Genomic DNA, 19,582 nt, shown 5'->3' with positions numbered 1-19,582 from the left:
GTGTTCTGTTCGATCGATCGTGGACCGGAAAGGCCTGCACGTGAAGGAAAAGGGCCGGAAGGTCATCGCGACCAACCGGAAGGCGCGCCACAACTACACCATCCTCGATACCTACGAGGCGGGCATCGCCCTCGTCGGTACCGAGGTCAAGAGCCTGCGGGAGGGGAAGGCCTCCCTGGTCGACGCATTCGCGACCGTCGACGACGGCGAGGTGTGGTTGCGGGGTCTGCACATTCCGGAATACGGGCACGGCACATGGACCAACCATGCTCCGCGCCGCACCCGCAAGCTGCTGCTGCACCGTCGCGAGATCGACGCGCTCGTCGGCAAGACCCGGGAGGGCAACCAGACCCTCGTGCCGCTGTCGATGTACTTCTCCGACGGCAAGGTCAAGGTCGAGCTCGCGCTTGCCAAGGGCAAGCAGGACTACGACAAGCGTCAGGATCTCGCCCGCCGGACCGCCGAACGTGAGGTGACCCGCGAGCTCGGCCGGCGGGTGAAGGGCATGAGCCGCTGATCGCGGTCGCGCTCGCGCTGCTCGCGGCGGTCGGGTACGGCCTCAGCGATTTCGCCGGGGGTGCCGCCTCCCGTCGCGCGAGCGCACTCGGCGTCGTAGCCGTCACCTATCCGGTGTCGCTCGTCGTGTCCCTGATCGCCGCGTCGATCGTCGGCGGCGACCTCACCGCGGCGTCCCTCGCGTGGGGTGCCGCAGCGGGCGTGGCCGGCGGCATCGCCGTCTGGTGGTTCTATCTCGCACTGGCGAACGGGCCGATGTCGGTCGTCTCACCGGTCACCGCTGTCGTCGTGGCCGGGATCCCCGTGCTGGTCGGGATCGCGACGGGGGACCGGCCCGGTCTGCTCGCCTATCTCGGCATCGTCGTCGCGGTGATCGCGGTGGGGCTGGTCAGCCGCGAATCCGACGAGACCGTCACCGGTGTCGGACACCCGCGCTTCACGTCGAGGATCGCGTGGTGGACGGTCGGATCGGGCATCGCCTTCGCGTTGTCGTTCATCGGCCTCGGTCAGGTCGGCACCGGTACCGGTCTGTGGCCGCTCGCCGCTTCCCGCGCGACCGCCACCCTCGTGGTCTGGCTGGTGATCGCTTTCTCGTGGCGCACCGTGGTGTGGCCGATCCGGTCGCTCCTGCCGATCCTGATCGGGATCGGCGCGATCGACGTGATCGCGAACGGTGCACTGCTGTTCGCCTACCAGCACGGCCTGCTGTCGCTGGTGAGCGTGATCGCGGCGCTGTATCCGGCGGTGACGGTGCTGCTCGCCGTCATCGTGCTCGGTGAGCGCGTGAGCCGGGTGAAACTGCTCGGCCTGCTCGCAGCCGGACTGGCCGTCGCACTCGTCAGCCTGCCCGGCTGATCCGGGGTGGGAAGAACACGAATCCTGGAGGCGTTGGACCCGGCATCGCGGAAAGCGCGTCGTCGGACGGAGCACTACGGACAACACCCGGCGACGCCGGACTCGGAGAAAGCCGAGGACAACATGACCGAAACCGTTTCTTCCACCCTCTCGATTCCCGATGCGGTCCTGAAGCGACTGACCGACGAATCCGTGGTCTGGCTGACCACCGTCGACCGCCACGGCGGACCCGTCCCCACGCCCGTGTGGTTCCTGTGGTCCGGTGATAGTTTCCTGTTCTTCTCGCAGCCCGGCACGGCCAAGCTCGCCAACATCACCGCCCGCCCACGGGTCGCCGTCAACCTCGAAGCCGACAGCGGTGGCGGGCACGTCGCGGTGTTCACCGGGACGGCCGCGGTCACCGAGAGCGTCGACGACGACGAGTGGCGGCGGTACGTCGACAAGTACGCAGCGGGTATGCGCTCGCTCGACTACAGTCCGGACGCCTTCCGGGCCGATTACTCCGTCCCCGTCCGGGTCACCCCGGCCCGGTTCCGTGGCTGGTGAGCGGCGGTGTGAGCAGGCTCATGACCCGGCCGCGAATCGTTTCCGGAAATGGGAATGACATCGGGCCTTCGGGTCGTTACAGTAGGTAGTCCTGCGAAGGTCGCAGGCGCGTACGGGGCTGAACGGTTTCGACTGCGTACGTTGAGCAAGGGGAAGCGTGTCGGTGCAGGCAAGAGACCACCGTAAGCGTCGCTGCAACCAATTAAGCGCCGAGTCCACTCAGCGCGAGTACGCCCTCGCTGCCTAAGCGAGCGCGTCTCTGTCAGCCCGGGTTTGCTCTCGACCCGGTTCCTGGCATCGACTAGAGAGCTCTACCGTACGGCTCGGTCGCGGAGACGTGCGGGACAACAAACAGCGACTGGGATCGTCATCTCGTCTTGTTCGCGAGAACGGGAGATCCGAGTAGAGACATAGCGAACTGCACACGGAGAAGCCCTCGCGAGGCGGCGGAGGACCCGGGTTCGATTCCCGGCAGCTCCACCATCGACCCGGGTAGGAGATCGACCATTCGATCACCTACCCGGGTTTCGTTTTGTTCGGGGTGGCCGGATCGGCAGTGGCAGGAAGGGCAGTGCCCGAGAAGCGGCAGTGCCCTGGAAACAGCAGTGCCCTGGAAACAGCGGTGCCCGCCGTCCGAGACTCAGGGTGTGAGTGTTCTCGACGGCGGGCGCGGTCGCTGTCGGTCCCGGAGACGTCGGAGACGACGCCGAAACAGCGAGAGCGAAACGAAGAAATGTCCTCCCCGGCATCGTCTTCATTTCGTTCACTGAAGTTAGCTGTATGAGGCCATGACGTTGGTGACACCGGTCCGGAGTTTGCTCGCGGGCGGCCGATTACCGACGGCAGTATGCGGACGATGATAGTTGTAGTGCACATTCCACACCTGTAGCGCCTGGGCGCGTTGCCGTTCGCTGACCCAGACGCGGGCGTAGAGGAACTCCTCGGCCAGAATCCGGTTGTAGCGCTCGACCTTCCCGTTGTGACGAGGGGTGTACGGGGTGATCCGTTGATGCCGGCCACCGTGGAGCACTTTCGCGAAGTCCTTCGCCCGGTAGCAGGACCCGTTGTCGGTGACCACCCGGTGGATGTGCACGATGCCGTGGGCGGCGAAGAACACTCTCGCCCGGTGCATGAACCCGATTGCCGTGGCGGCTTTCTCGTCGGCCAGGGCCTCGGTGTAGGCGAGGCGGGAGAACCCGTCGACCGCCGAGTGCAGGTAGACGTAGCCGGCGCGGGCACCGGCGGTCTTGGCGCGCTCGACTTTCTTGGCCTGATCCGAGCCCTTGCCGTGGACCCGCCAGCCACCGCCGTCGGGGATTCGGCCGACTTTTTTGATGTCGACGTGCACCATGTGGCCGGGCCAGCGGGCGATGATCCGGCGTGGCTGGCGGTTGTTCTCGCCGTTCGGATCGAGGAACCTGCGCCGGTTCAAGCCGAGGTGAGCGAGGTGCCGGCTGACGGTGCGTACCGGGATGCTGATGCCGTCGGCGGCGAGCTCGTGTGCGATACGAGCCGCGGACCACTTGTGCTTCCGTCGCAGGGTCTCGATCCGCGCCACGGTCTCGGCCGGGGTCGCGGTGGGCTGGTGGTGCGGGACGCTGGGGCGGTCGAGCAGGCCGAGTTCACCGTGTTCGCGGTAGCGGGCCATCCATTTGCTGGCGCAGGCCCGGGAGATCCCCATCTCGGCGGCGACATGGGACAGCGGACGAGTCTGGCACCGCTCGACGAGACGGCGGCGACCTTCGACGGACAGTGGGGCGTTACGGTGGAGCACGGACGGGTTCTTTCGTTCGGCGGATGAGTTGGTGGTACTTCCCATCCTGCCGTCGGAAGGCCCGTCCGCCTTCGTCAGCCCCTGGTGGTGTCTACAACGTCATGACCCGCAACAGTTAGCCCACCTAATTGTGAGCACCAACATTACTTTCGAGTCAGAAACTTTGGTCCCGCGGCCGCGATGACCATTTCGTCCGTTGTCCGTATCGACGCGCGGATCGGGGTACTCATCCCGCGCGTGCCGCGGATCGGCGGCAAGATGAGAACACCACCTTCGACGAGGAGAGCACATGGCGCACGAACGAGCGGGACAGCCGGCCACCGCGGCGGATCTCGAAGATCTCGCACACCTTGTCACCGCCTACTACACCGTGCAACCGGATCCCGAGAATGCTTCGCAGCAGGTGGCTTTCGGTACGTCCGGCCATCGCGGCTCGAGCCTCGACGGTGCGTTCAACGAAGCCCACATCCTCGCGACCACCCAGGCCATCGTCGAATATCGCGCCCAGCAGGGCACATCGGGCCCGCTGTTCCTCGGCCGCGACACGCACGCCCTGTCCGAACCGGCGTGGGCGAGTGCACTCGAAGTGCTCGTCGCGAACGACGTCGAGGTGGTCGTCGACTCCCGCGACCGTTACACCCCGACCCCGGCCGTCAGTCATGCGATCCTGCAGCACAATTCCGGGTCGGGTGCCCGCGCCGACGGCATCGTCGTCACCCCCTCTCACAACCCTCCGCGCGACGGCGGCTTCAAGTACAACCCGCCGTCGGGCGGGCCGGCCGACAGCGATGCGACGTCGGTCATCGCCGCCCGCGCCAACGAACTGCTCGCCGCCGGACTCGACGGAGTGAAGCGGGTGCCGCTCTCCTCGGCCCTCGCCTCGGCAGGACGACACGACTTCCTCGCCGCGTACATCGACGATCTGCCGAACATCGTCGATCTCGACGTCGTCCGCGCCGCCGGGATACGGATCGGTGCCGACCCGTTGGGTGGTGCGAGCGTCGACTATTGGGGCGAGATCGCCGAACGGCACGCGCTCGACCTCACCGTCGTCAATCCGCTCGTCGACGCCACCTGGCGGTTCATGACGCTCGACACCGACGGGAAGATCCGGATGGACTGCTCGTCGCCGAACGCCATGGCGTCGCTGATCAGCAATCGCGGGGCCTACGACCTCGCGACGGGCAACGACGCCGACGCCGACCGGCACGGCATCGTCACCCCCGATGCCGGTCTGCTCAATCCGAACCACTATCTCGCCGTCGCGATCGACTATCTGTTCCGGAACCGCCCGGGCTGGGCGGAGTCGAGCAAGGTGGGCAAGACGCTCGTGAGCTCGTCGATGATCGACCGGGTCGCCGCCGGTCTCGGCCGCGACCTGCTCGAGGTGCCGGTGGGCTTCAAGTGGTTCGTGCCCGGGCTGAGCGACGGGTCGCTGGGCTTCGGTGGGGAGGAGAGTGCCGGTGCGTCCTTCCTCCGGCGCGACGGCTCGGTGTGGACCACCGACAAGGACGGCATCGTCCTCGCCCTGCTCGCAGCGGAGATCACCGCAGTGACGGAGAAGAGCCCGTCCCGCTACTACGCCGATCTCGTCGATCGGTACGGCGACCCCGCCTATGCGCGTGTGGACGCCCCGGCGACGCGCGAGCAGAAGGCGGTGCTGTCGAAGCTGTCGCCGGAGCAGGTCGGCGCCACCGAACTGGCCGGCGAACCGATCACCGCGACGCTCACCGAGGCTCCCGGCAACGGCGCCGCGATCGGCGGCCTGAAGGTCACCACCGAGAACGCGTGGTTCGCCGCCCGCCCCTCCGGAACCGAGGACGTCTACAAGATCTACGCCGAATCGTTCCGCGGCCCCGATCATCTCGCCGAGGTCCAGCAGGCGGCACGCGAACTCGTCTCGTCCGTCCTGTCCTGAGTCCGCTCGCCCACCGCGCGACCGGGCGAGGTCGTGCGCCTCGCTAACATCGTGGACATCATGCGGACACGTGACGCGGCGTTGCCGCGGGAAATCTGGGTTCTGGTCGTCGCGAGTTTCGTGATCGCGCTCGGCTTCGGTCTCGTCGCTCCCGCGCTGCCCCAGTTCGCGCGCAGCTTCGACGTCGGTGTGACGGCGGCGACGGTCGTCGTCTCGTCGTTCGCGGCGATGCGGCTGCTCTTCGCACCCGCGAGCGGGTCGCTGGTGCAGAAGCTGGGGGAGCGGCCCGTCTACATCACGGGCCTGCTCATCGTCGCCCTGTCGACGGGTGCGTGCGCGTTCGCGGCGAGCTACTGGCAGCTGCTCGTCTTCCGTGCGCTCGGCGGCATCGGGTCGACGATGTTCACGGTGTCGGCGCTCGGTCTGATCGTGCGGATCGCGCCCCCAGACGCCCGCGGGCGCGTCTCCGGCCTGTACGCGACCAGCTTCCTCATGGGCAACATCCTCGGCCCGCTCTTCGGCGGTGCCCTGATCGGACTGGGGCTGCGCGCACCCTTCCTCATCTACGCCGTGGCGTTGCTCGTGGCTGCCTCGGTCGTGGGGATCAGCCTGCGTTCGTCGGAGCTCGCCCGTCCCGACAGCGGGGACGGCGTGCCCGTCATGCGCCTGCGCGACGCGCTGCGCTCGCCGATCTACCGCGCCGCGCTGGGATCGAACTTCGCCAACGGCTGGGTGGTGTTCGGGGTCCGCGTGGCGATGGTGCCGCTGTTCGTCGTCGAGGCCCTCGACGAGGGTGAGGCGTTCGCAGGTGTCGCGCTGACCGCCTTCGCAGTGGGCAACGCTCTGGTCCTCATCAAGTCGGGCAAGCTGTCCGACCGGTTCGGGCGGCGCCCCTTCGTCCTGGCCGGCCTGGTGGTGTGCGGGGTCAGCACGATCGCGATGGGCTTCACCGAGAGCGTCGTCTGGTTCCTCATCACGTCGTTCGTGGCGGGTATGGGGTCCGGACTGTCGAACCCCTCGCAGCAGGCCGCTGTGGCGGACGTCGTGGGCAGCAAGGCCCGGGGCGGACCGGTGCTCGCGACCTTCCAGATGGTCGCCGATGTCGGCGCGGTGATCGGCCCGGTCGCCGCCGGCTTCCTCGCGGACCGGTTGTCGTACTCGACGGCCTTCGCGGTCACGGGCGTCATCATGCTGGCGGCGACCCTGCCGTGGTTCCTCGCCGGACGCCCCCGTGTCGCGGAGCAGGCGACACCGGTGACCGACGACACGGCACGGTGAGACGACCGCCCGGTACTGTCGCCCGCATGTGGGTCGGTCACGTCTCCACGCTCGCCCGATACGGTCTCGCGGCGGTGTGGCTCGTCTCCGGTTGGGTGAAGTTCTCGGACCCGACGCAGACCGTCGTGGCGGTACGGGCGTACCAGATCCTGCCGACCGACTGGGTGCGGCCGTTCGCCACCGTCTTCCCTGTGCTGGAGTTGGCCCTCGGGCTGGTCCTGCTCGTCGGTCTCGCGACGCGCTGCGCAGCGCTCGTCAGCGCCCTGGGACTGGTCGCGCTCGTCGCCGCGATCGCCTCGGCATGGGCGCGCGGTCTGTCGATCGACTGCGGCTGCTTCGGGGGAGGAGGCGTGGTCGAGGGTGTCGACGGACGCGACTATGCCGTCGAGATCGCCCGCGACGTCGGTTTCCTGGCGATGTCGATATGGCTGGTCGTCCGGCCGCGCACCTGGTTCGCGCTCGGTCCGGGCTCACGGGTTTCCCTCTCAGCAGCCCCTCAGCCGTCGATGGCAGAGTGAGATCGTCCTTTCCCACCGACGAGCAGCAGAGGCAGCATCCGTGAGCGCGAAGAAGGTCTCATCCGGTAAGTACACACCGGAGCCGACGTCGAACAGGTTCACCTACATTCTCGGTGGCATCGCGATCCTGGTGATCGGTGCGCTCGTCGTCGGTGGGGTCCTGTGGTCGTCGGGTGGCAGCGATCCCCGCAACGACGGTTACGGCTCCGTGCAGAACACCGCGGTGGAGGTCACGATCGAGGACGACGGCGCGATCCTGCTGGGCCGTCCCGATGCCTCGCGGACCGTCGACCTGTTCGAGGACCCGATGTGCCCCTACTGCGCCGAACTCGAACACAAGCACTCGCAGGAACTCGCCCAGGCGATCGACGACGGGCAGCTGGCGGTGCGGTACCGGATGCTCGCCTTCCTCGACCGGGCGTCGAGCAGCGGCGACTACTCGACCCGCGCCGTAGCGGCGGCGCAGTGTGTCGCCGAGAGCGGGGACGCCCGCGCGTTCTCCGCATTCCACGACGCCCTGCTGTCGCCCGACAACCAGCCGGCCGAGGGCGGCAAGGGTGACATCGACAATGCGGGTCTCGCGCAGATGGCCCGCGACGCGGGTGCATCCGAGGACGTCGCACAGTGCATCACCGACGGTGCCCGGATCGAACAGGCCTCGGCCGACGCGGAGGCAGGACGCCAGCTCCTGGCCACGACCGGCGCGGCCGGCACCCCGGCCGTCGTGTACGAGGGAACAGTCGTCGACGCGCTCGGCAACGAGAACTGGGTGAGCGAACTCGTCGGATAGACGACGCGGTGGCGGGAGTCCGCGCAGGATGCGTGCTCCCGCCACGGTCACGCCGTCTACCAGCCGATTTGTTGGCGCCGAGCGCGATGGTGTAGTTTTCTTTCAGCGCGAAGTGGTTACTGGAGCGCGACGGTACAACCGAGTACGGGGCTATGGCGCAGCTGGTAGCGCACCACACTGGCAGTGTGGGGGTCAGGGGTTCGAGTCCCCTTAGCTCCACAAGATCGCTACAGGCGAGAGTTCACGCTCTCGCCTGTAGTCTTCGGTGGCGGTCCCCGTCAGGGCCGTGCAAGGGGCTATGGCGCAGCTGGTAGCGCACCACACTGGCAGTGTGGGGGTCAGGGGTTCGAGTCCCCTTAGCTCCACCATAGGTGAACCCCCAGGTCAGAGACTTGGGGGTTCACTGTTGCTACTGGACGCTCAATCTGGACGTGGCGCTGAGCAGGGGAAATCCTGGTTGTGAGGGTTCTAGTTCCCCTAAAGTGTCTTCGTTGCTCCTGGTGTTGATTAGGTCGGGAGGACTCGGCTGCCTTCAGGCCAGCTGGCTGTCGGTTGTCAGGGCCGGGTTCGTCCGTGGGTTGTCGCGAGTTCGGACGCCGCGTTCGCGCAGTCGGGTCAGGACTGTGGTCGGGTTGACGGCGATGTGTCGGGCTACCTTGGCCAGGGACCAGCCTCGGCTGTAGAGGTCGATCGCGTGGTCGGCTTGTTCGGTTGAACAGGGCGTCCATATTGCCGGCTACCGCGTAGTCGGGGTGCAGGACGGGTCCGACCTCTAGCAGCGCTGGCGACTGCGCGTGCCAGAACACGCCGAGGTCGAATTTGGATGCGTAGCTGTCCGGGTAGGTGACCGTGAGCTGTACCAGATCCGGGGTCCGGCGAACGATCGTGACCGAGCATTACCGTGCCCACTGATCAACAGATCGCGGTGTCCGCGAGCAGCTGTTGTAGGTCGGGGAGTGGTTGAGCGCAGATCGCACGTGCTTCCTCATCGGGAACTCCGACGAAACGCAGTAGATCCTCGGTGATTCGGTCGCTGGCGGCCGCGTCGTCGCGGTCGGGCTGGTCGTGCAGCAGTTGACCGAGGAACACGACGGCTCCGGACACCACAACGAGCGTGAGGTCGAGGTCGGGGATCGAGAAGCGGCCGGCTTCGATGCCGCTGGCGAGGTCGCGGCGGGCGCGTGCGGCAAGTCCGCGATCCGATGACATCTGGCCGGGTGCTGCCGAGAGTACGACCTTGCTCATCTTTGGTGCGAGTCGATGCAGGCGTCCGGTCAACCGGAGGGATTGCGCGAAGATTTCTGCCGGATCGGTCAGGTGGTCGGTCAGCGCATCGAGTACATCGCCGAGCGCCTCTAGCGCGTTGTCGACCGCTGCTTCGAACAGCTGTTCCTTCGTTTCGAAGTGATTGTAGAAGGAACCCATCCCGACGTCGGCGAGCTGCGTGATCTGCAGGACGGGCACGTTCTGATTCCCTGCCGCGAGCAGTGATTGGGCAGCGCTGATGAGTGCTGTCCGAGTTCTCAGCTTGCGGCGTTCGAGCCGATTCTGGGGAGCGGTCACTCGGTCGATCATACCTGCGTGGCGTCAGTAATGACGATTCTGTCAATTGTCTTGACTGACGTGCTGTTCGTAGGTGACGATATCGTCATCAGTGAAGGTTGGTGACGATGGCCGACCATCACGGCACGCGCTGCGATCTCGCATGGGGTCCGGCGTCCCTTCCGTCTTTCGCAACACCACACGAAAGCTGTGACATGACCACTCTCGCCGTTGACAAATTTGACTCGGTCGGCGCGTGTTTCCTCGCTCAGGCCGGGAGGGCGCCGCATGCACCGGCGTTCCGTGCGCCCAATGAGACGGATACGGGCTGGCTGACCTTGACGTGGTCGGAGACTGCTCGGCGTGCCACGGACCTCGCCGCAGGTTTGCTTGCCTTGGGTGTGCTCGCGGAAGACCGGGTTGCCATTGCCGGCTCGACCCGTCTGGAATGGATCCTTGCCGATCTCGCCATTGCGCTGGCCGGCGCGGCGACCACCACTGTGTACCCGAGTACGAACGCCGAAGGTGTCGGCTACATCCTGGCGGACGCCGGCGCTGTCGTCGTCTTCGCCGAGGATCGTGATCAGCTGGCAAAGATTCGAGCCTCCGAAACCGCGGTGCGCCATGTTGTGCTGTTCGACGGCGACGCCGACGCTGCCGATGATTCGGTCCTCACGCTTGCGCAACTGGCGCTGCTCGGCCGCAGGCATCTTCGAGAAGACGCGGATGCTGTTGTCAAGTCCGTGCGGGCGGTCGGTCGCGATCAACTCGCGACGATCATCTACACCTCGGGCACCACGGGACGACCCAAAGGGGTGGAGTTGACCCATGCCAACTGGCTCTACTTGGGCGCGGCGGTGGCGAGTGAGGACGTTGTCCGGCCCGACCACGTGCAGTTTCTGTGGCTGCCGTTGTCCCATGTCTTCGGCAAGTTGCTGCTCGCCGCCCAGTACGAAACGGGGTTCGTTACGGCGGTGGACGGCCGGATAGACCGGATCGTCGACAACCTGCCGATCATCCGGCCGACCTTCATGGCCGCTGCACCGCGCGTTTTCGAGAAGATTCACGCCCGGGTCGTCAGCATGGTCACTGCCCAGGGGGGCATGCGGAAAGCCCTTTTCGACTGGGCTATCGCGGTCGGGGTCGACGCTGTTCGCCGACGCTCGGCCGGTCGGGCCACGGTGCTGCAACGGATGCAACTCTTCGTTGCTGACCGGCTCGTTTTCGCGCGGATCCGGCGCGGTTTCGGCGGACGGATCGAGTACCTCGTCTCCGGTAGTGCAGCATTGTCGCCGCAGATCGCCGAGTGGTTCGCGGCCATCGGCCTGGCGATCAACGAGGGATACGGCCTCACCGAGACCACGGGCGCCGCATTCGTGAACCGGCCGGGCGATATTCGTATCGGCACCGTCGGACAGCCCTTCCCGGGAACCGAGGTCCGCATCGCCGATGACGGAGAGATCATGCTGCGGGGGCCCGGGATCATGCGCGGCTACCACGGTCTACCAGAGCAAACTGCCGAGGTCATCGACGCCGACGGGTGGTTCGCCACCGGTGATATCGGTGAGGTCGATGCCGACGGGTTCCTGAAGATCACCGATCGTAAAAAGGATCTGGTCAAGACCAGCGGTGGAAAGTTCATCGCACCGGCCCTGATCGAATCGGCGGTAGTGGCCACCTGCCCACTGGTGTCGCAGGCAGTTGTGGTCGCCGACGGACGAAACTTCGTGAGCATTCTGCTGACCATCGACCCCGAAGTGCGCGGTGACCTGCCGGACGATGCAGTGTCGACAGCAGTCGAGCAGGCAATCTCCGAGGTCAACTGCAGGCTCAACCGCTGGGAAACGATCAAACAGTACCGGATACTGCCACGCGATCTGACCGTGGAATCCGGCGAACTCACCCCGAGCCTCAAGGTGAAACGCGCCGTTGTGCTCCGCAATTACGCCGAGACGATCGAGGGTATCTACAGCGACCAGGCGGGCGCACTCCGATGAACGGTCGTCATGACGCTCATGCGGGTCTGCACAGCGCTGAGGGCGCCCGGCCGGGTGAACACCTGGGACGGGCAGTGAACCCGGTGGTGAAGGTCGTGGATCTGGCCTGGCTGGAGTTCGAAAAACCCGACCTTCGCCGGGCCGAGGCGTTCGCCCATGCGTTCGGGTTCGCGACCGCGTCCCGGACCGAGGCCGAGTTGCAGCTCCGTGGAACCGAACCTGGTTCACCATGCATTCGGGTACGCCGCGCTCCCCGCTCCCGATTCCTCGGTCCGGCATTTCGCGCCGCCGAAAGGTCGGATCTGAAGCGACTCGGCGACGCAGTGGGGTCGCGAGTTGTGGCGCTACCCGAATCGATCGGTGGGATGGCGGTTACGCTCGTCGACCCGAGCGGGCTTCGCGTCAGAGTTGTCTGCGACACCCGTGAACTCGATGCGTTACCGGCACCCCCTCCGTTGAGCCTCAACTTCGGGGAACGCCTGACTCGGATCAACAGCACGCAGCGTTCCCCGCGAGCGCCGGCGCGTATTCAGCGTCTGGGGCACGTAGTCGTCCAGACGACACGGTATCGGCAGACGCTCGATTGGTACCTGCAGTACCTAGGCTTGATCGTCAGCGATTTCCTGTTTTTCCCGGGGCAGCGGGATCGTGGCCCGGTCATGAGTTTCATCCGATGCGATCAGGGGTCGATCCCGGTCGATCACCATACGCTCGCGCTGACCCTCGGTCCCTCGAATCGATACGTCCACTCGGCTTTTCAGGTGGCCGACCTGGACACACTCGCTGCGGGCGGTGAATATCTCCAGGATCACGGATATCGCCGGTCATGGGGTATCGGGCGGCATATTCAAGGGAGCCAGATCTTCGATTACTGGCGCGATCCCGACGGCTTCCTGGTCGAGCATTTCAGCGACGGTGACATGTTCGACAACACCCTCGAGCCAGGTTGGGCTCCCATGACGGCCTCCGGCCTGTCTCAATGGGGTCCACCGGCGACGCGAGATTTCCTGGGGATATCGCCCGGCCCGGAATCGCTGCGTGAGCTGCTTTCGATATTTCGCGCAGTCGGTGGGAACGACAACGAATTCGACCTTCGCCGGTTATTCGGCCTGATGAAAGTAGCCCGTACATGACTGTGACTGTTCTTCGCACCGCCGATGCCTGGTGGGTGCAAACACCCGCAGGAGCGGCCCGGATCGATACGGATGCGACAACCACCGCCGAACTTCTCGCTGTCCGGCCCGCGATCAACGCCGCGTGCCGCAACAGCGAAGTTGTTCCCATCAGCGAACTCGCGCCGCAATTGGTTCCGGTCAGTGAACTCGCGCTGGTGTCGCCGGTGACCGCTCCGTGCCGGGTTGTGGCGCAGATGACGAATTTCGCGTCGCATGTCAAGGATTCGGGAGGCGATCCGGAGTCGGTTCCGCTCACGTTCTTCCGCAAGACATCCGGTTCGGTGAGTGGGCCTTATGACGATGTGATTCGCCCCGAGCATGTGCGATTGCTCGACTACGAGGTCGAGATCGGGCTCGTCTTCGGCCGGGCGATGCCGGTCGGATCGCACATCGACGCAGCGAATCTGGCCGACTACATCGCCGGCCTGGTTGTCACGAACGACATCTCCGCACGCGATGTGCAACTCCCCAAAACCCAGTTCTACGAGGGAAAGTCATATCCGACTTTCACTCCGGTCGGTCCGGCGCTGGTGCTCATGGACGCCGACGAGTTGAAGCGATTCGACGAACTGAGGCTGCGACTGTGGGTCAACGGCGATATCCGCCAGGATATGACGGTGACCGACATGATTTACAAGCCGGTCGAGACTCTGCGAAGCCTGACTCGGTTCCAGCGTATGGATGCCGGGGATCTGTTGCTGACCGGGACGCCGATCGGCACTGCGCTCAGTGCACCACCCAAGCCCGTGGAGATGATCGGGTCGCTGCTGCCGCCGAAGCTGAAATGGAAGATATTCTTCGACCGCCAGGCCAAGAATCCGAAGTACCTCCAACCCGGGGACCTCATCGAAGTATTTATCGGCACCGACGACGGAGCCATCGACCTCGGTACCCAGCGCACCACCGTGCGAGGCGCGCGCTGAGATGAGCACTGCCGCAGTTCCGGTCGTGGTCGTCGGCGCGGGGCCCAGCGGGTTGACGGCCGCGACCCTGCTCGCGCAGTACGGTATCGAAACGGTTGTCTTGGAGCGCTGGAACGGCGTCTATCCGCAACCCCGCGCGGTGCATCTCGACGGTGAGGTCCGCCGGATACTGACCCGGTTGCGGGTGGGCACCGCATTCGATGCCATCTCCCGGCCCGCGCTCGGGCTGCGCTTGATCGACGGAGTCGGGCGTCATGTACTGGCGCAGTTCGATCGTGACCCCAACCCGGGCCGCAACGGGCATCCCGAGGCCAATCTGTTCGATCAACCGGAGCTGGAAGCGATACTGCGCGAAAATGCCGGTCACCGCTCCGAGGTCACTATCCGTGGCGAGGTGGAGGTCATCGGATCTGTCGATGAAATTGATTGTGTCCGTGTCGATTACATCGACCGCCGGACCGGTGCTCGGAATTCGATCCGCGGCCGGTACCTGCTCGGCTGCGACGGTGCGAACAGTATCGTGCGCACATCGATGGGCGTCGGCATGCGAGACTTCGGTTTCCGGCAACGCTGGCTGGTCGTGGATGTGGCCACCAGCGCCGAACTGGCACAGTGGGACGGTATACACCAGGTCAGCGACCCGAACCGGGCCGCCACCTTCATGCGTATCGGGGAACAGCGATATCGCTGGGAATTTCAGCTGCTGCCGAACGAATCCGCCTCCGACTATCAGAAGATGGAGGATCTGCTGCCGTTGATCCGGCCCTGGACCGAGTCGGTCGCGCTCGCCGATTTCGAGCTGCTTCGGGTGGCCGAGTACACCTTTTGTGCACGGGTCGCCCAGCAGTGGCGCTCCCGGCGCACCTTTCTGCTGGGCGACGCGGCGCACCTGACACCACCCTTCATCGGCCAGGGCATGGGCGCCGGACTCCGAGATGCCGCGAACTTGAGCTGGAAGCTGGCCGCGGTACTCAGTGGCGAGCTCGGCGACGACGCCCTCGACAGCTACGAAATCGAACGAAAGCCGCACGCGCAGGCGATGATTCGGATCGCGATGCTGCTCGGCGCATCGATGACCGCCGGTGGTGAGATCGGTAGCCGAGCTCGCCGGGTCTTCGCACCGCATGTGCACCGCATGCCCGGGTTCGACCGGCGTTTCATAAATGGCGAGACCCCCGCGCTCCACCACAGCAGCCTGGTGACCAAGACTGCGCGCTTCACCAGCCTCGCTGGACGACTCGTTCCGAATCCACCACTACCGGACGGCCGGCGACTTGACGACCTCATCACGGGCCGGTTCGCCCTCATCACCTCGCGGACACCGACCGCGGCCCAGCGCGCGATGGTGGAGGACCGCGCTGCGGTCCTGATCATCACCAACGCAGGGGAGGAACTCCATCGTTGGCTGCGCCAGGGGCGCGCCCGCGCTGCGCTGATCCGCCCCGACGGCACCGTTCAGTGCGCCGGCCGTGACCTGTCACGTCTGTGCGACGCGGTTGTCCGCCTGCCGGTATCGGACACCTGTTGCAAAGTGGTCTATCGCGACCGCTGTAGTTGGTCGGACGGTGCCCACGATGCGGCCGAAGCAGGGGGAATCCGGTAACGGTTTCCCCTCACCTCCCGGCCGGTCGGCCGGGAGGTGTTCGAGGTCGGCGCAACCCGATCCGCACCTACGTCACGCCCGCTCTCCAGCTCGGATCGACCCGTCCACACACGAACCTCGCATCGTATCCGGTCGTCGAGGCTGCCGGCCGCGCGGCGACGGGCGGTGCAGATCCGGCTCCGGCGCTGCTGATGCCGGAAGATCCACGTCTCATCGATCGCCTGAGGTTGGCCGTGAAATCCATGGCACATGGGTGTGCGCACCATATAGTGACGAATTCGTCATATCTACTTGACTGAGACTTGCGTCGCATGTGACGATATCATCATCAATGTCTCGGTGGTACGGCGATGGGAGTCCATCACTGAACCGACCGCCCTCCCCCGACCGATCGGACAGCTGTACGAGTTCGCTCGCCGCAGTCGGCCGATAGACCCCCGAGCGGCAACCGATCCGGTGGGAGCGGAACTCGAAGGGATCGACCATGCCCGATACCGCTGTCCATTCCCGGCGCCCGCCGGCGTGGGCCTTACCCCCAGCAAAAGGACACGGGTGGTGGATTACACCGCGGATGCCAGCGTAGCGATGTAGAGGGTCTCGTAGGTGTTCGGGGACCGGTGTCCGCACCAGGAATGTCGTCGTCGGGTGTTGTAGCGGGTGACCCAACGGAACACCTGACGCCGGCACGTGGCTTCGTCCGACCAGACGTTCGCGTTCTGGAGGACTTCTCGTTTGAGGGCGGCGTTGAAGGATTCGGCGAGACTGTTGTCGGCGCTCGTGCCGACTTTACCCATCGACTGGGTGACGCCGAGGTCGGCGCAGAGGGAAGCGAAATCCTTCGAGGTGTATTGCGCGCCGTGATCGGAGTGAAAGATAGACCCGGACAATCCATTACGATCTCCATGAGCAGCAAGGAGAGCGTCGGCGACGAGGTCGGTGCGCATATGGTCGGCGATCGCCCAGCCGGCGAGTTTGCGGGAGTAGCAATCGATCACCGTCGCCAGATGCAGGTTGGCACCGCCCTCGATCGGTAAATATGTAATGTCGCCGACGTAGATACAGTTCGGTGCAGGGGCGGTGAAGTCCCGCTCGAGCAGGTCGGGCACCTTCTGGTCCGCAGGTTCTGGGACGGTGGTCGTGACCCGTCGTCGACGGCGGTAGCCGACAATGCTGTTCTGACGCATCACCCGGGCCACCCGCTTGTGGTTGACCCTCTCGTTCACGGTGACGCCATCGTTGAGTTCTGCGGTGATCCTGGGTGCTCCGTAGGTGTTGTCCTCGGTATGGATCGCCCGGATTCGTTCGGCCAGCTGCGCGTCGGCCGCGGCGCGAGCGGTCCTGTCCGGCTCGGCGGACTTCCAGGCGTAGTAGGACGAACGCTCGAGCTCGACGAGCTCGCACAACCGCTTCACCTGATAGGTGTCGGAGTGGTCGGCGACGAACTGGAAGCGGGTCACCAGTTCGTCTCCCCGGCGAAATACTTGGCCGCCTTACGAAGGATCTCGCGTTCGGTGGTGAGCTTGGTTGCTTCCGCTCGTAGGGCGGCGTTCTCGGCTTCGAGACGGGCGAGTTTCTGCTCGACGGTCTCCGATTCGCTACCCGTGCCGGGGCTCGGGTTGTGGGGCCGTGCCGGAGTATGCACCCGGGTGCCGTCGACGTGGGTTTTGGTGCCGGTCCCGTACTGGTCGATCCAGCCTGTCAAGGTGCCGCGCACGACCCCGAGGTCAGCGGCGATACCTCGGATCGTCGCGCCCGGCGTGGACTCGTACAACTCGACCGCCTGGCGCCGGAACTCCTCCGAGTAGTTCTTTCGTGACATGACTGAAGATCATCTCGCTTCCCCAGCAGATGCTGGATTCAGCGTGTCCAAGAACCGGGGTCAAGGCCCCTGGGCTTCCCGCGGGACACCACGCACAGCCTTTCGTGCGAGGCCGGGAGAATGGTGGGATGGCAGGTGGGGTCGAAGCTCAGTTGAGTGCGTTGCTCGGACCGTTGCGGCGAGCGGTGCTGCGACGGACGCGGGTGCTGGAGGGATTGCCCGATTTGCCGGAGGCGCAGATCGAACTGCTGAGATTGCTGGTGTCGCAGGATGGTCTGGCGCCGGGGCGGGCGGCGTTCGAGCTCAAGGTGGCGCAGTCGACGGTGAGCAATCTGGTGCGGACGATGGCGGATCTGGTGGATCGGGTGCCGTCGTCCGAGGATGGGCGCGGGGTGGTGCTTGTCGCGACGGCGCGGGCCAAGGAACTGTTGGCCAGGTACGACCGGGCCAGTGCGTCGATGCTACGGGACTCGCTGGCGAAACTGTCACCAGAGGATCAGCAAGTCCTGGAATCCGCGGTTCCGGCCTTGCGGCGATTGCTGTCCGTGCTGGACGAATAAGTCGCGCACTCTTCCCTCTGTGAGGCCGGTCACCTACAGTGGTTTTGTTCCAAAAGTATTTTACTGCGGGAGCGTTGCGTTGCGGAACCCGAGATCCTTCCGTCGACTGCTGGTGGCAGCCGCAGTCCTCATGAGTGCCAGTGCGGCAGTGGTGGTTCCGCCCGCCGCGGCGGCACCCGACGACACGGTAGTCACTGTCACGGGCGGACCCATCAGCGGTCGGCACGCCAATGGGATTGTCGAATACCTCGGTGTTCCGTTTGCCGCACCCACCTCGGGTGAAAACCGTTTCGCACCACCACAACCGGTCGCTCCGTGGACGGGTGTACCTGCGACCCACGCGCATGGGCCGCAGTGCCCGCAGGCGTCTCCGGCGCCGTTCGGGCTGGCGGTGCAAGAATCGAGCGAGGACTGCCTGAGTATCGATATCTATGTGCCGGAGAACTCTGCGGGCGCGGTTCTTCCGGTGATGGTGTGGATTTACGGTGGCGCCTTCGTACTCGGCTCCAACGCCCAGTACGACTCCCCCGACCGGCTGGTGCGTGAGGACAAGGTCATCGTGGCTATCCCCAGTTACCGGGTCGGCCCGTTCGGTTTCCTTGCGCTACCCGAACTGGCCGACAGCACCGGCGGCATCACCGGGACCTACGGCACACTCGATCAACAGGCCGCGCTGCGCTGGATCCAGGAGAATGCGGCCGCGTTCGGTGGCGACCCCGGCAATGTCACCCTCTTCGGCGAATCGGCCGGCGGAATGAGTGTGTGCACGCAGCTCGCTTCGCCGCTGGCGCGGGGCCTTTTCCACCGGGCGATCATCCAGAGCGGCTCATGCGCGCGCAGCCCGCTGTCACCTCCGGACTCCGAACTCGCCTTCCAGCGGTCGGCCGACTACGCGGCGAGCCTCGGTTGCCGCGATCCGCACACGCGACTGAACTGCCTGCGCGCTCTTCCGGTCGGGAAGCTGCTGGATTCGCCCAGCGCCGAACTGCATTCGATGGCGGTCGCCTGGAGCCCCGTACAGGACGGCGTCGTGTTGACCTCCGCTCCAGAACAGGCGCTCGCCGCCGGAGCCGCCCGCGACATGCCGCTCCTGGTAGGCAGCAACGCCGACGAAGGCGCCACTTTCATCGCCCTGCTCGACTACCTGAAAGGCATGATCCCCGATGAATCCGATTACCTGGCTTGGGCCCAGGAACTGTTCGGCGACAACGCGGGCCAGGTTTTGCGCCAATACCCGCCAGTCGATTTCTCCTCCCCGGTCAAGGCGAAGGAGAAGGTGCTCACCGACGGATTCTTCGCGTGCCCAGCACTGTTCACTACCGAGGCCGCGCGTGCCGGTGGGGCCGAGGTCTGGCAATACCGCTTCAACGAAGCGCCGCTCGGTCAGAACCCGGTGCTTCCCGGCGCCTTTCACGCGGCCGAACTTCCTTACGTGTTCACCGAGCTGCTCGGCATCCCGATCCCGCTTCCCCCGGCAGGCGACCAGCTCTCCCGCCGCATCCAGTAGAGCTGGGCACGTTTCGCCCACACCGGCGATCCGGTGACAGCGGACTTCGCCGACTGGCCGACCACCCCCGGCTCCACTCTCGAAATGAGCAGCTCTGGGATCAGCACCGCCGATTCCTTCGCCGCCGAGCATCATTGCGACCTGTGGTCGGGGATCAGCCGGATCGGTTAGGGCAGAATGACCTGATCATGGTTCACCACCAACGGCACTATCTCGCCACCACCGCCGATGCCCCGGCCCGGATAATCGTCGATGGCGGCG

At 65.6% G+C, this 19,582-nt stretch carries 16 protein-coding genes, 2 tRNA genes and 1 other RNA gene; 16 read left to right on the top strand and 3 right to left on the bottom strand.

The window, feature by feature from the left end; translation table 11 throughout:
* Positions 1-40 precede the first annotated feature (40 nt).
* The 4 genes from smpB to ssrA all read left to right on the top strand — a co-directional run bounded on the left by smpB (position 41) and on the right by ssrA (position 2,400).
* Positions 41-517 (top strand): SsrA-binding protein SmpB, encoded by a 477-nt coding sequence (smpB, locus tag CKW34_RS16125; protein ID WP_024101458.1) that lies wholly within the window; start codon positions 41-43, stop codon positions 515-517.
* Positions 514-1,371, top strand: coding sequence for a DMT family transporter (locus tag CKW34_RS16120; protein WP_167388377.1), 858 nt, complete (start codon positions 514-516; stop codon positions 1,369-1,371). The genes smpB and CKW34_RS16120 overlap by 4 nt, the downstream gene beginning before the upstream one ends.
* Positions 1,372-1,494: 123 nt before the next feature.
* Positions 1,495-1,917, top strand: coding sequence for a TIGR03667 family PPOX class F420-dependent oxidoreductase (locus tag CKW34_RS16115; RefSeq protein ID WP_059382201.1), 423 nt, complete (start codon positions 1,495-1,497; stop codon positions 1,915-1,917).
* 114 nt (positions 1,918-2,031) lie between these two features.
* Positions 2,032-2,400, top strand: a transfer-messenger RNA (tmRNA) gene (gene ssrA / locus CKW34_RS16110).
* Between the two features lie 289 nt (positions 2,401-2,689).
* On the opposite strand, the gene CKW34_RS16105 is transcribed toward ssrA, so the two are convergent.
* Positions 2,690-3,691 carry an IS481-like element ISRae1 family transposase gene (locus tag CKW34_RS16105; protein ID WP_155419008.1) on the bottom strand — a complete coding sequence of 334 codons (1,002 nt, stop codon included), beginning with the start codon at positions 3,689-3,691 and terminating at the stop codon, positions 2,690-2,692.
* Between the two features lie 289 nt (positions 3,692-3,980).
* On the opposite strand from CKW34_RS16105, the gene pgm reads away from it, so the two are divergent.
* From pgm to CKW34_RS16075, 6 genes are all read left to right on the top strand, one after another.
* Positions 3,981-5,609, top strand: a complete 1,629-nt coding sequence (pgm, locus tag CKW34_RS16100; protein WP_059384788.1) for a phosphoglucomutase (alpha-D-glucose-1,6-bisphosphate-dependent) — start codon at positions 3,981-3,983, stop codon at positions 5,607-5,609.
* Between the two features lie 60 nt (positions 5,610-5,669).
* Positions 5,670-6,887 carry an MFS transporter gene (locus CKW34_RS16095; RefSeq protein WP_059384789.1) on the top strand — a complete coding sequence of 406 codons (1,218 nt, stop codon included), beginning with the start codon at positions 5,670-5,672 and terminating at the stop codon, positions 6,885-6,887.
* 26 nt (positions 6,888-6,913) lie between these two features.
* Positions 6,914-7,405: a MauE/DoxX family redox-associated membrane protein gene (locus CKW34_RS16090; RefSeq protein WP_059384787.1), complete on the top strand. Its 492-nt coding sequence runs from the start codon at positions 6,914-6,916 to the stop codon at positions 7,403-7,405.
* A gap of 40 nt (positions 7,406-7,445) precedes the next feature.
* On the top strand, positions 7,446-8,195 hold the full coding sequence (locus CKW34_RS16085) for a DsbA family protein (RefSeq protein WP_059384786.1): 750 nt from the start codon (positions 7,446-7,448) through the stop codon (positions 8,193-8,195).
* 146 nt (positions 8,196-8,341) lie between these two features.
* Positions 8,342-8,414 (top strand) — tRNA-Ala (locus tag CKW34_RS16080).
* 73 nt (positions 8,415-8,487) lie between these two features.
* Positions 8,488-8,563 (top strand) — tRNA-Ala (locus CKW34_RS16075).
* 544 nt (positions 8,564-9,107) lie between these two features.
* On the opposite strand, the gene CKW34_RS16070 is transcribed toward CKW34_RS16075, so the two are convergent.
* On the bottom strand, positions 9,108-9,770 hold the full coding sequence (locus CKW34_RS16070; RefSeq protein WP_059384785.1) for a TetR/AcrR family transcriptional regulator: 663 nt from the start codon (positions 9,768-9,770) through the stop codon (positions 9,108-9,110).
* A 182-nt stretch (positions 9,771-9,952) separates the two neighbouring features.
* On the opposite strand from CKW34_RS16070, the gene CKW34_RS16065 reads away from it, so the two are divergent.
* The 4 genes from CKW34_RS16065 to mhpA are packed head-to-tail and all read left to right on the top strand — an operon-like array spanning position 9,953 to position 15,435.
* Entirely contained in the window at positions 9,953-11,734 is a 1,782-nt protein-coding gene (locus tag CKW34_RS16065) for an AMP-dependent synthetase/ligase (RefSeq protein WP_059384784.1), read from the top strand.
* A complete protein-coding gene (locus CKW34_RS16060) occupies positions 11,731-12,867 on the top strand; it encodes a VOC family protein (RefSeq protein ID WP_059384783.1) in 1,137 nt (378 codons plus the stop codon). The genes CKW34_RS16065 and CKW34_RS16060 overlap by 4 nt, the downstream gene beginning before the upstream one ends.
* The gene (locus CKW34_RS16055; RefSeq protein WP_059384782.1) at positions 12,864-13,832 is read left to right on the top strand and encodes a fumarylacetoacetate hydrolase family protein; all 969 of its coding nucleotides are present in this window, start codon (positions 12,864-12,866) and stop codon (positions 13,830-13,832) included. The genes CKW34_RS16060 and CKW34_RS16055 overlap by 4 nt, the downstream gene beginning before the upstream one ends.
* A gap of 1 nt (position 13,833) precedes the next feature.
* Complete coding sequence (gene mhpA, locus CKW34_RS16050; protein ID WP_064059951.1) at positions 13,834-15,435, top strand: bifunctional 3-(3-hydroxy-phenyl)propionate/3-hydroxycinnamic acid hydroxylase MhpA; 1,602 nt, start codon at positions 13,834-13,836, stop codon at positions 15,433-15,435.
* A 560-nt stretch (positions 15,436-15,995) separates the two neighbouring features.
* Here the strand turns inward: mhpA and CKW34_RS16045 are convergent.
* Positions 15,996-17,254, bottom strand: a protein-coding gene (locus CKW34_RS16045) for an IS3 family transposase (protein ID WP_414896216.1) whose coding sequence is annotated in 2 segments (ribosomal slippage) — positions 15,996-16,903 and positions 16,903-17,254 — 1,260 coding nt in all. Because the reading frame shifts where the segments join, the coding sequence is not laid out codon by codon here.
* 128 nt (positions 17,255-17,382) lie between these two features.
* On the opposite strand from CKW34_RS16045, the gene CKW34_RS16040 reads away from it, so the two are divergent.
* The gene (locus CKW34_RS16040) at positions 17,383-17,814 is read left to right on the top strand and encodes a MarR family winged helix-turn-helix transcriptional regulator (protein ID WP_059380711.1); all 432 of its coding nucleotides are present in this window, start codon (positions 17,383-17,385) and stop codon (positions 17,812-17,814) included.
* Between the two features lie 130 nt (positions 17,815-17,944).
* Positions 17,945-19,321 (top strand): carboxylesterase/lipase family protein, encoded by a 1,377-nt coding sequence (locus tag CKW34_RS16035; protein WP_080968119.1) that lies wholly within the window; start codon positions 17,945-17,947, stop codon positions 19,319-19,321.
* Positions 19,322-19,582: the final 261 nt, after the last annotated feature.

Origin of the sequence: Rhodococcus rhodochrous (genome assembly GCF_900187265.1) — a bacterium.
In the GTDB taxonomy this organism is placed as follows: Bacteria; Actinomycetota; Actinomycetes; order Mycobacteriales; family Mycobacteriaceae; genus Rhodococcus; species Rhodococcus rhodochrous.
This window is presented reverse-complemented; position numbering and strand designations above follow the sequence as displayed.

What these genes read in the sequence shown, in the direction of transcription:
- CKW34_RS16035 (WP_080968119.1), top strand. Translation starts at nt 17,945, where the DNA reads ATGAGTGCCAGTGCGGCAGTGGTGGTTCCGCCCGCCGCGGCGGCACCC.
- CKW34_RS16055 (WP_059384782.1), top strand. Translation starts at nt 12,864, where the DNA reads ATGACTGTGACTGTTCTTCGCACCGCCGATGCCTGGTGGGTGCAAACA.
- CKW34_RS16065 (WP_059384784.1), top strand. Translation starts at nt 9,953, where the DNA reads ATGACCACTCTCGCCGTTGACAAATTTGACTCGGTCGGCGCGTGTTTC.
- CKW34_RS16115 (WP_059382201.1), top strand. Translation starts at nt 1,495, where the DNA reads ATGACCGAAACCGTTTCTTCCACCCTCTCGATTCCCGATGCGGTCCTG.
- CKW34_RS16090 (WP_059384787.1), top strand. Translation starts at nt 6,914, where the DNA reads ATGTGGGTCGGTCACGTCTCCACGCTCGCCCGATACGGTCTCGCGGCG.
- CKW34_RS16060 (WP_059384783.1), top strand. Translation starts at nt 11,731, where the DNA reads ATGAACGGTCGTCATGACGCTCATGCGGGTCTGCACAGCGCTGAGGGC.
- pgm (WP_059384788.1), top strand. Translation starts at nt 3,981, where the DNA reads ATGGCGCACGAACGAGCGGGACAGCCGGCCACCGCGGCGGATCTCGAA.
- mhpA (WP_064059951.1), top strand. Translation starts at nt 13,834, where the DNA reads ATGAGCACTGCCGCAGTTCCGGTCGTGGTCGTCGGCGCGGGGCCCAGC.
- CKW34_RS16040 (WP_059380711.1), top strand. Translation starts at nt 17,383, where the DNA reads ATGGCAGGTGGGGTCGAAGCTCAGTTGAGTGCGTTGCTCGGACCGTTG.
- CKW34_RS16095 (WP_059384789.1), top strand. Translation starts at nt 5,670, where the DNA reads ATGCGGACACGTGACGCGGCGTTGCCGCGGGAAATCTGGGTTCTGGTC.
- CKW34_RS16070 (WP_059384785.1), bottom strand. Translation starts at nt 9,770, where the DNA reads ATGATCGACCGAGTGACCGCTCCCCAGAATCGGCTCGAACGCCGCAAG.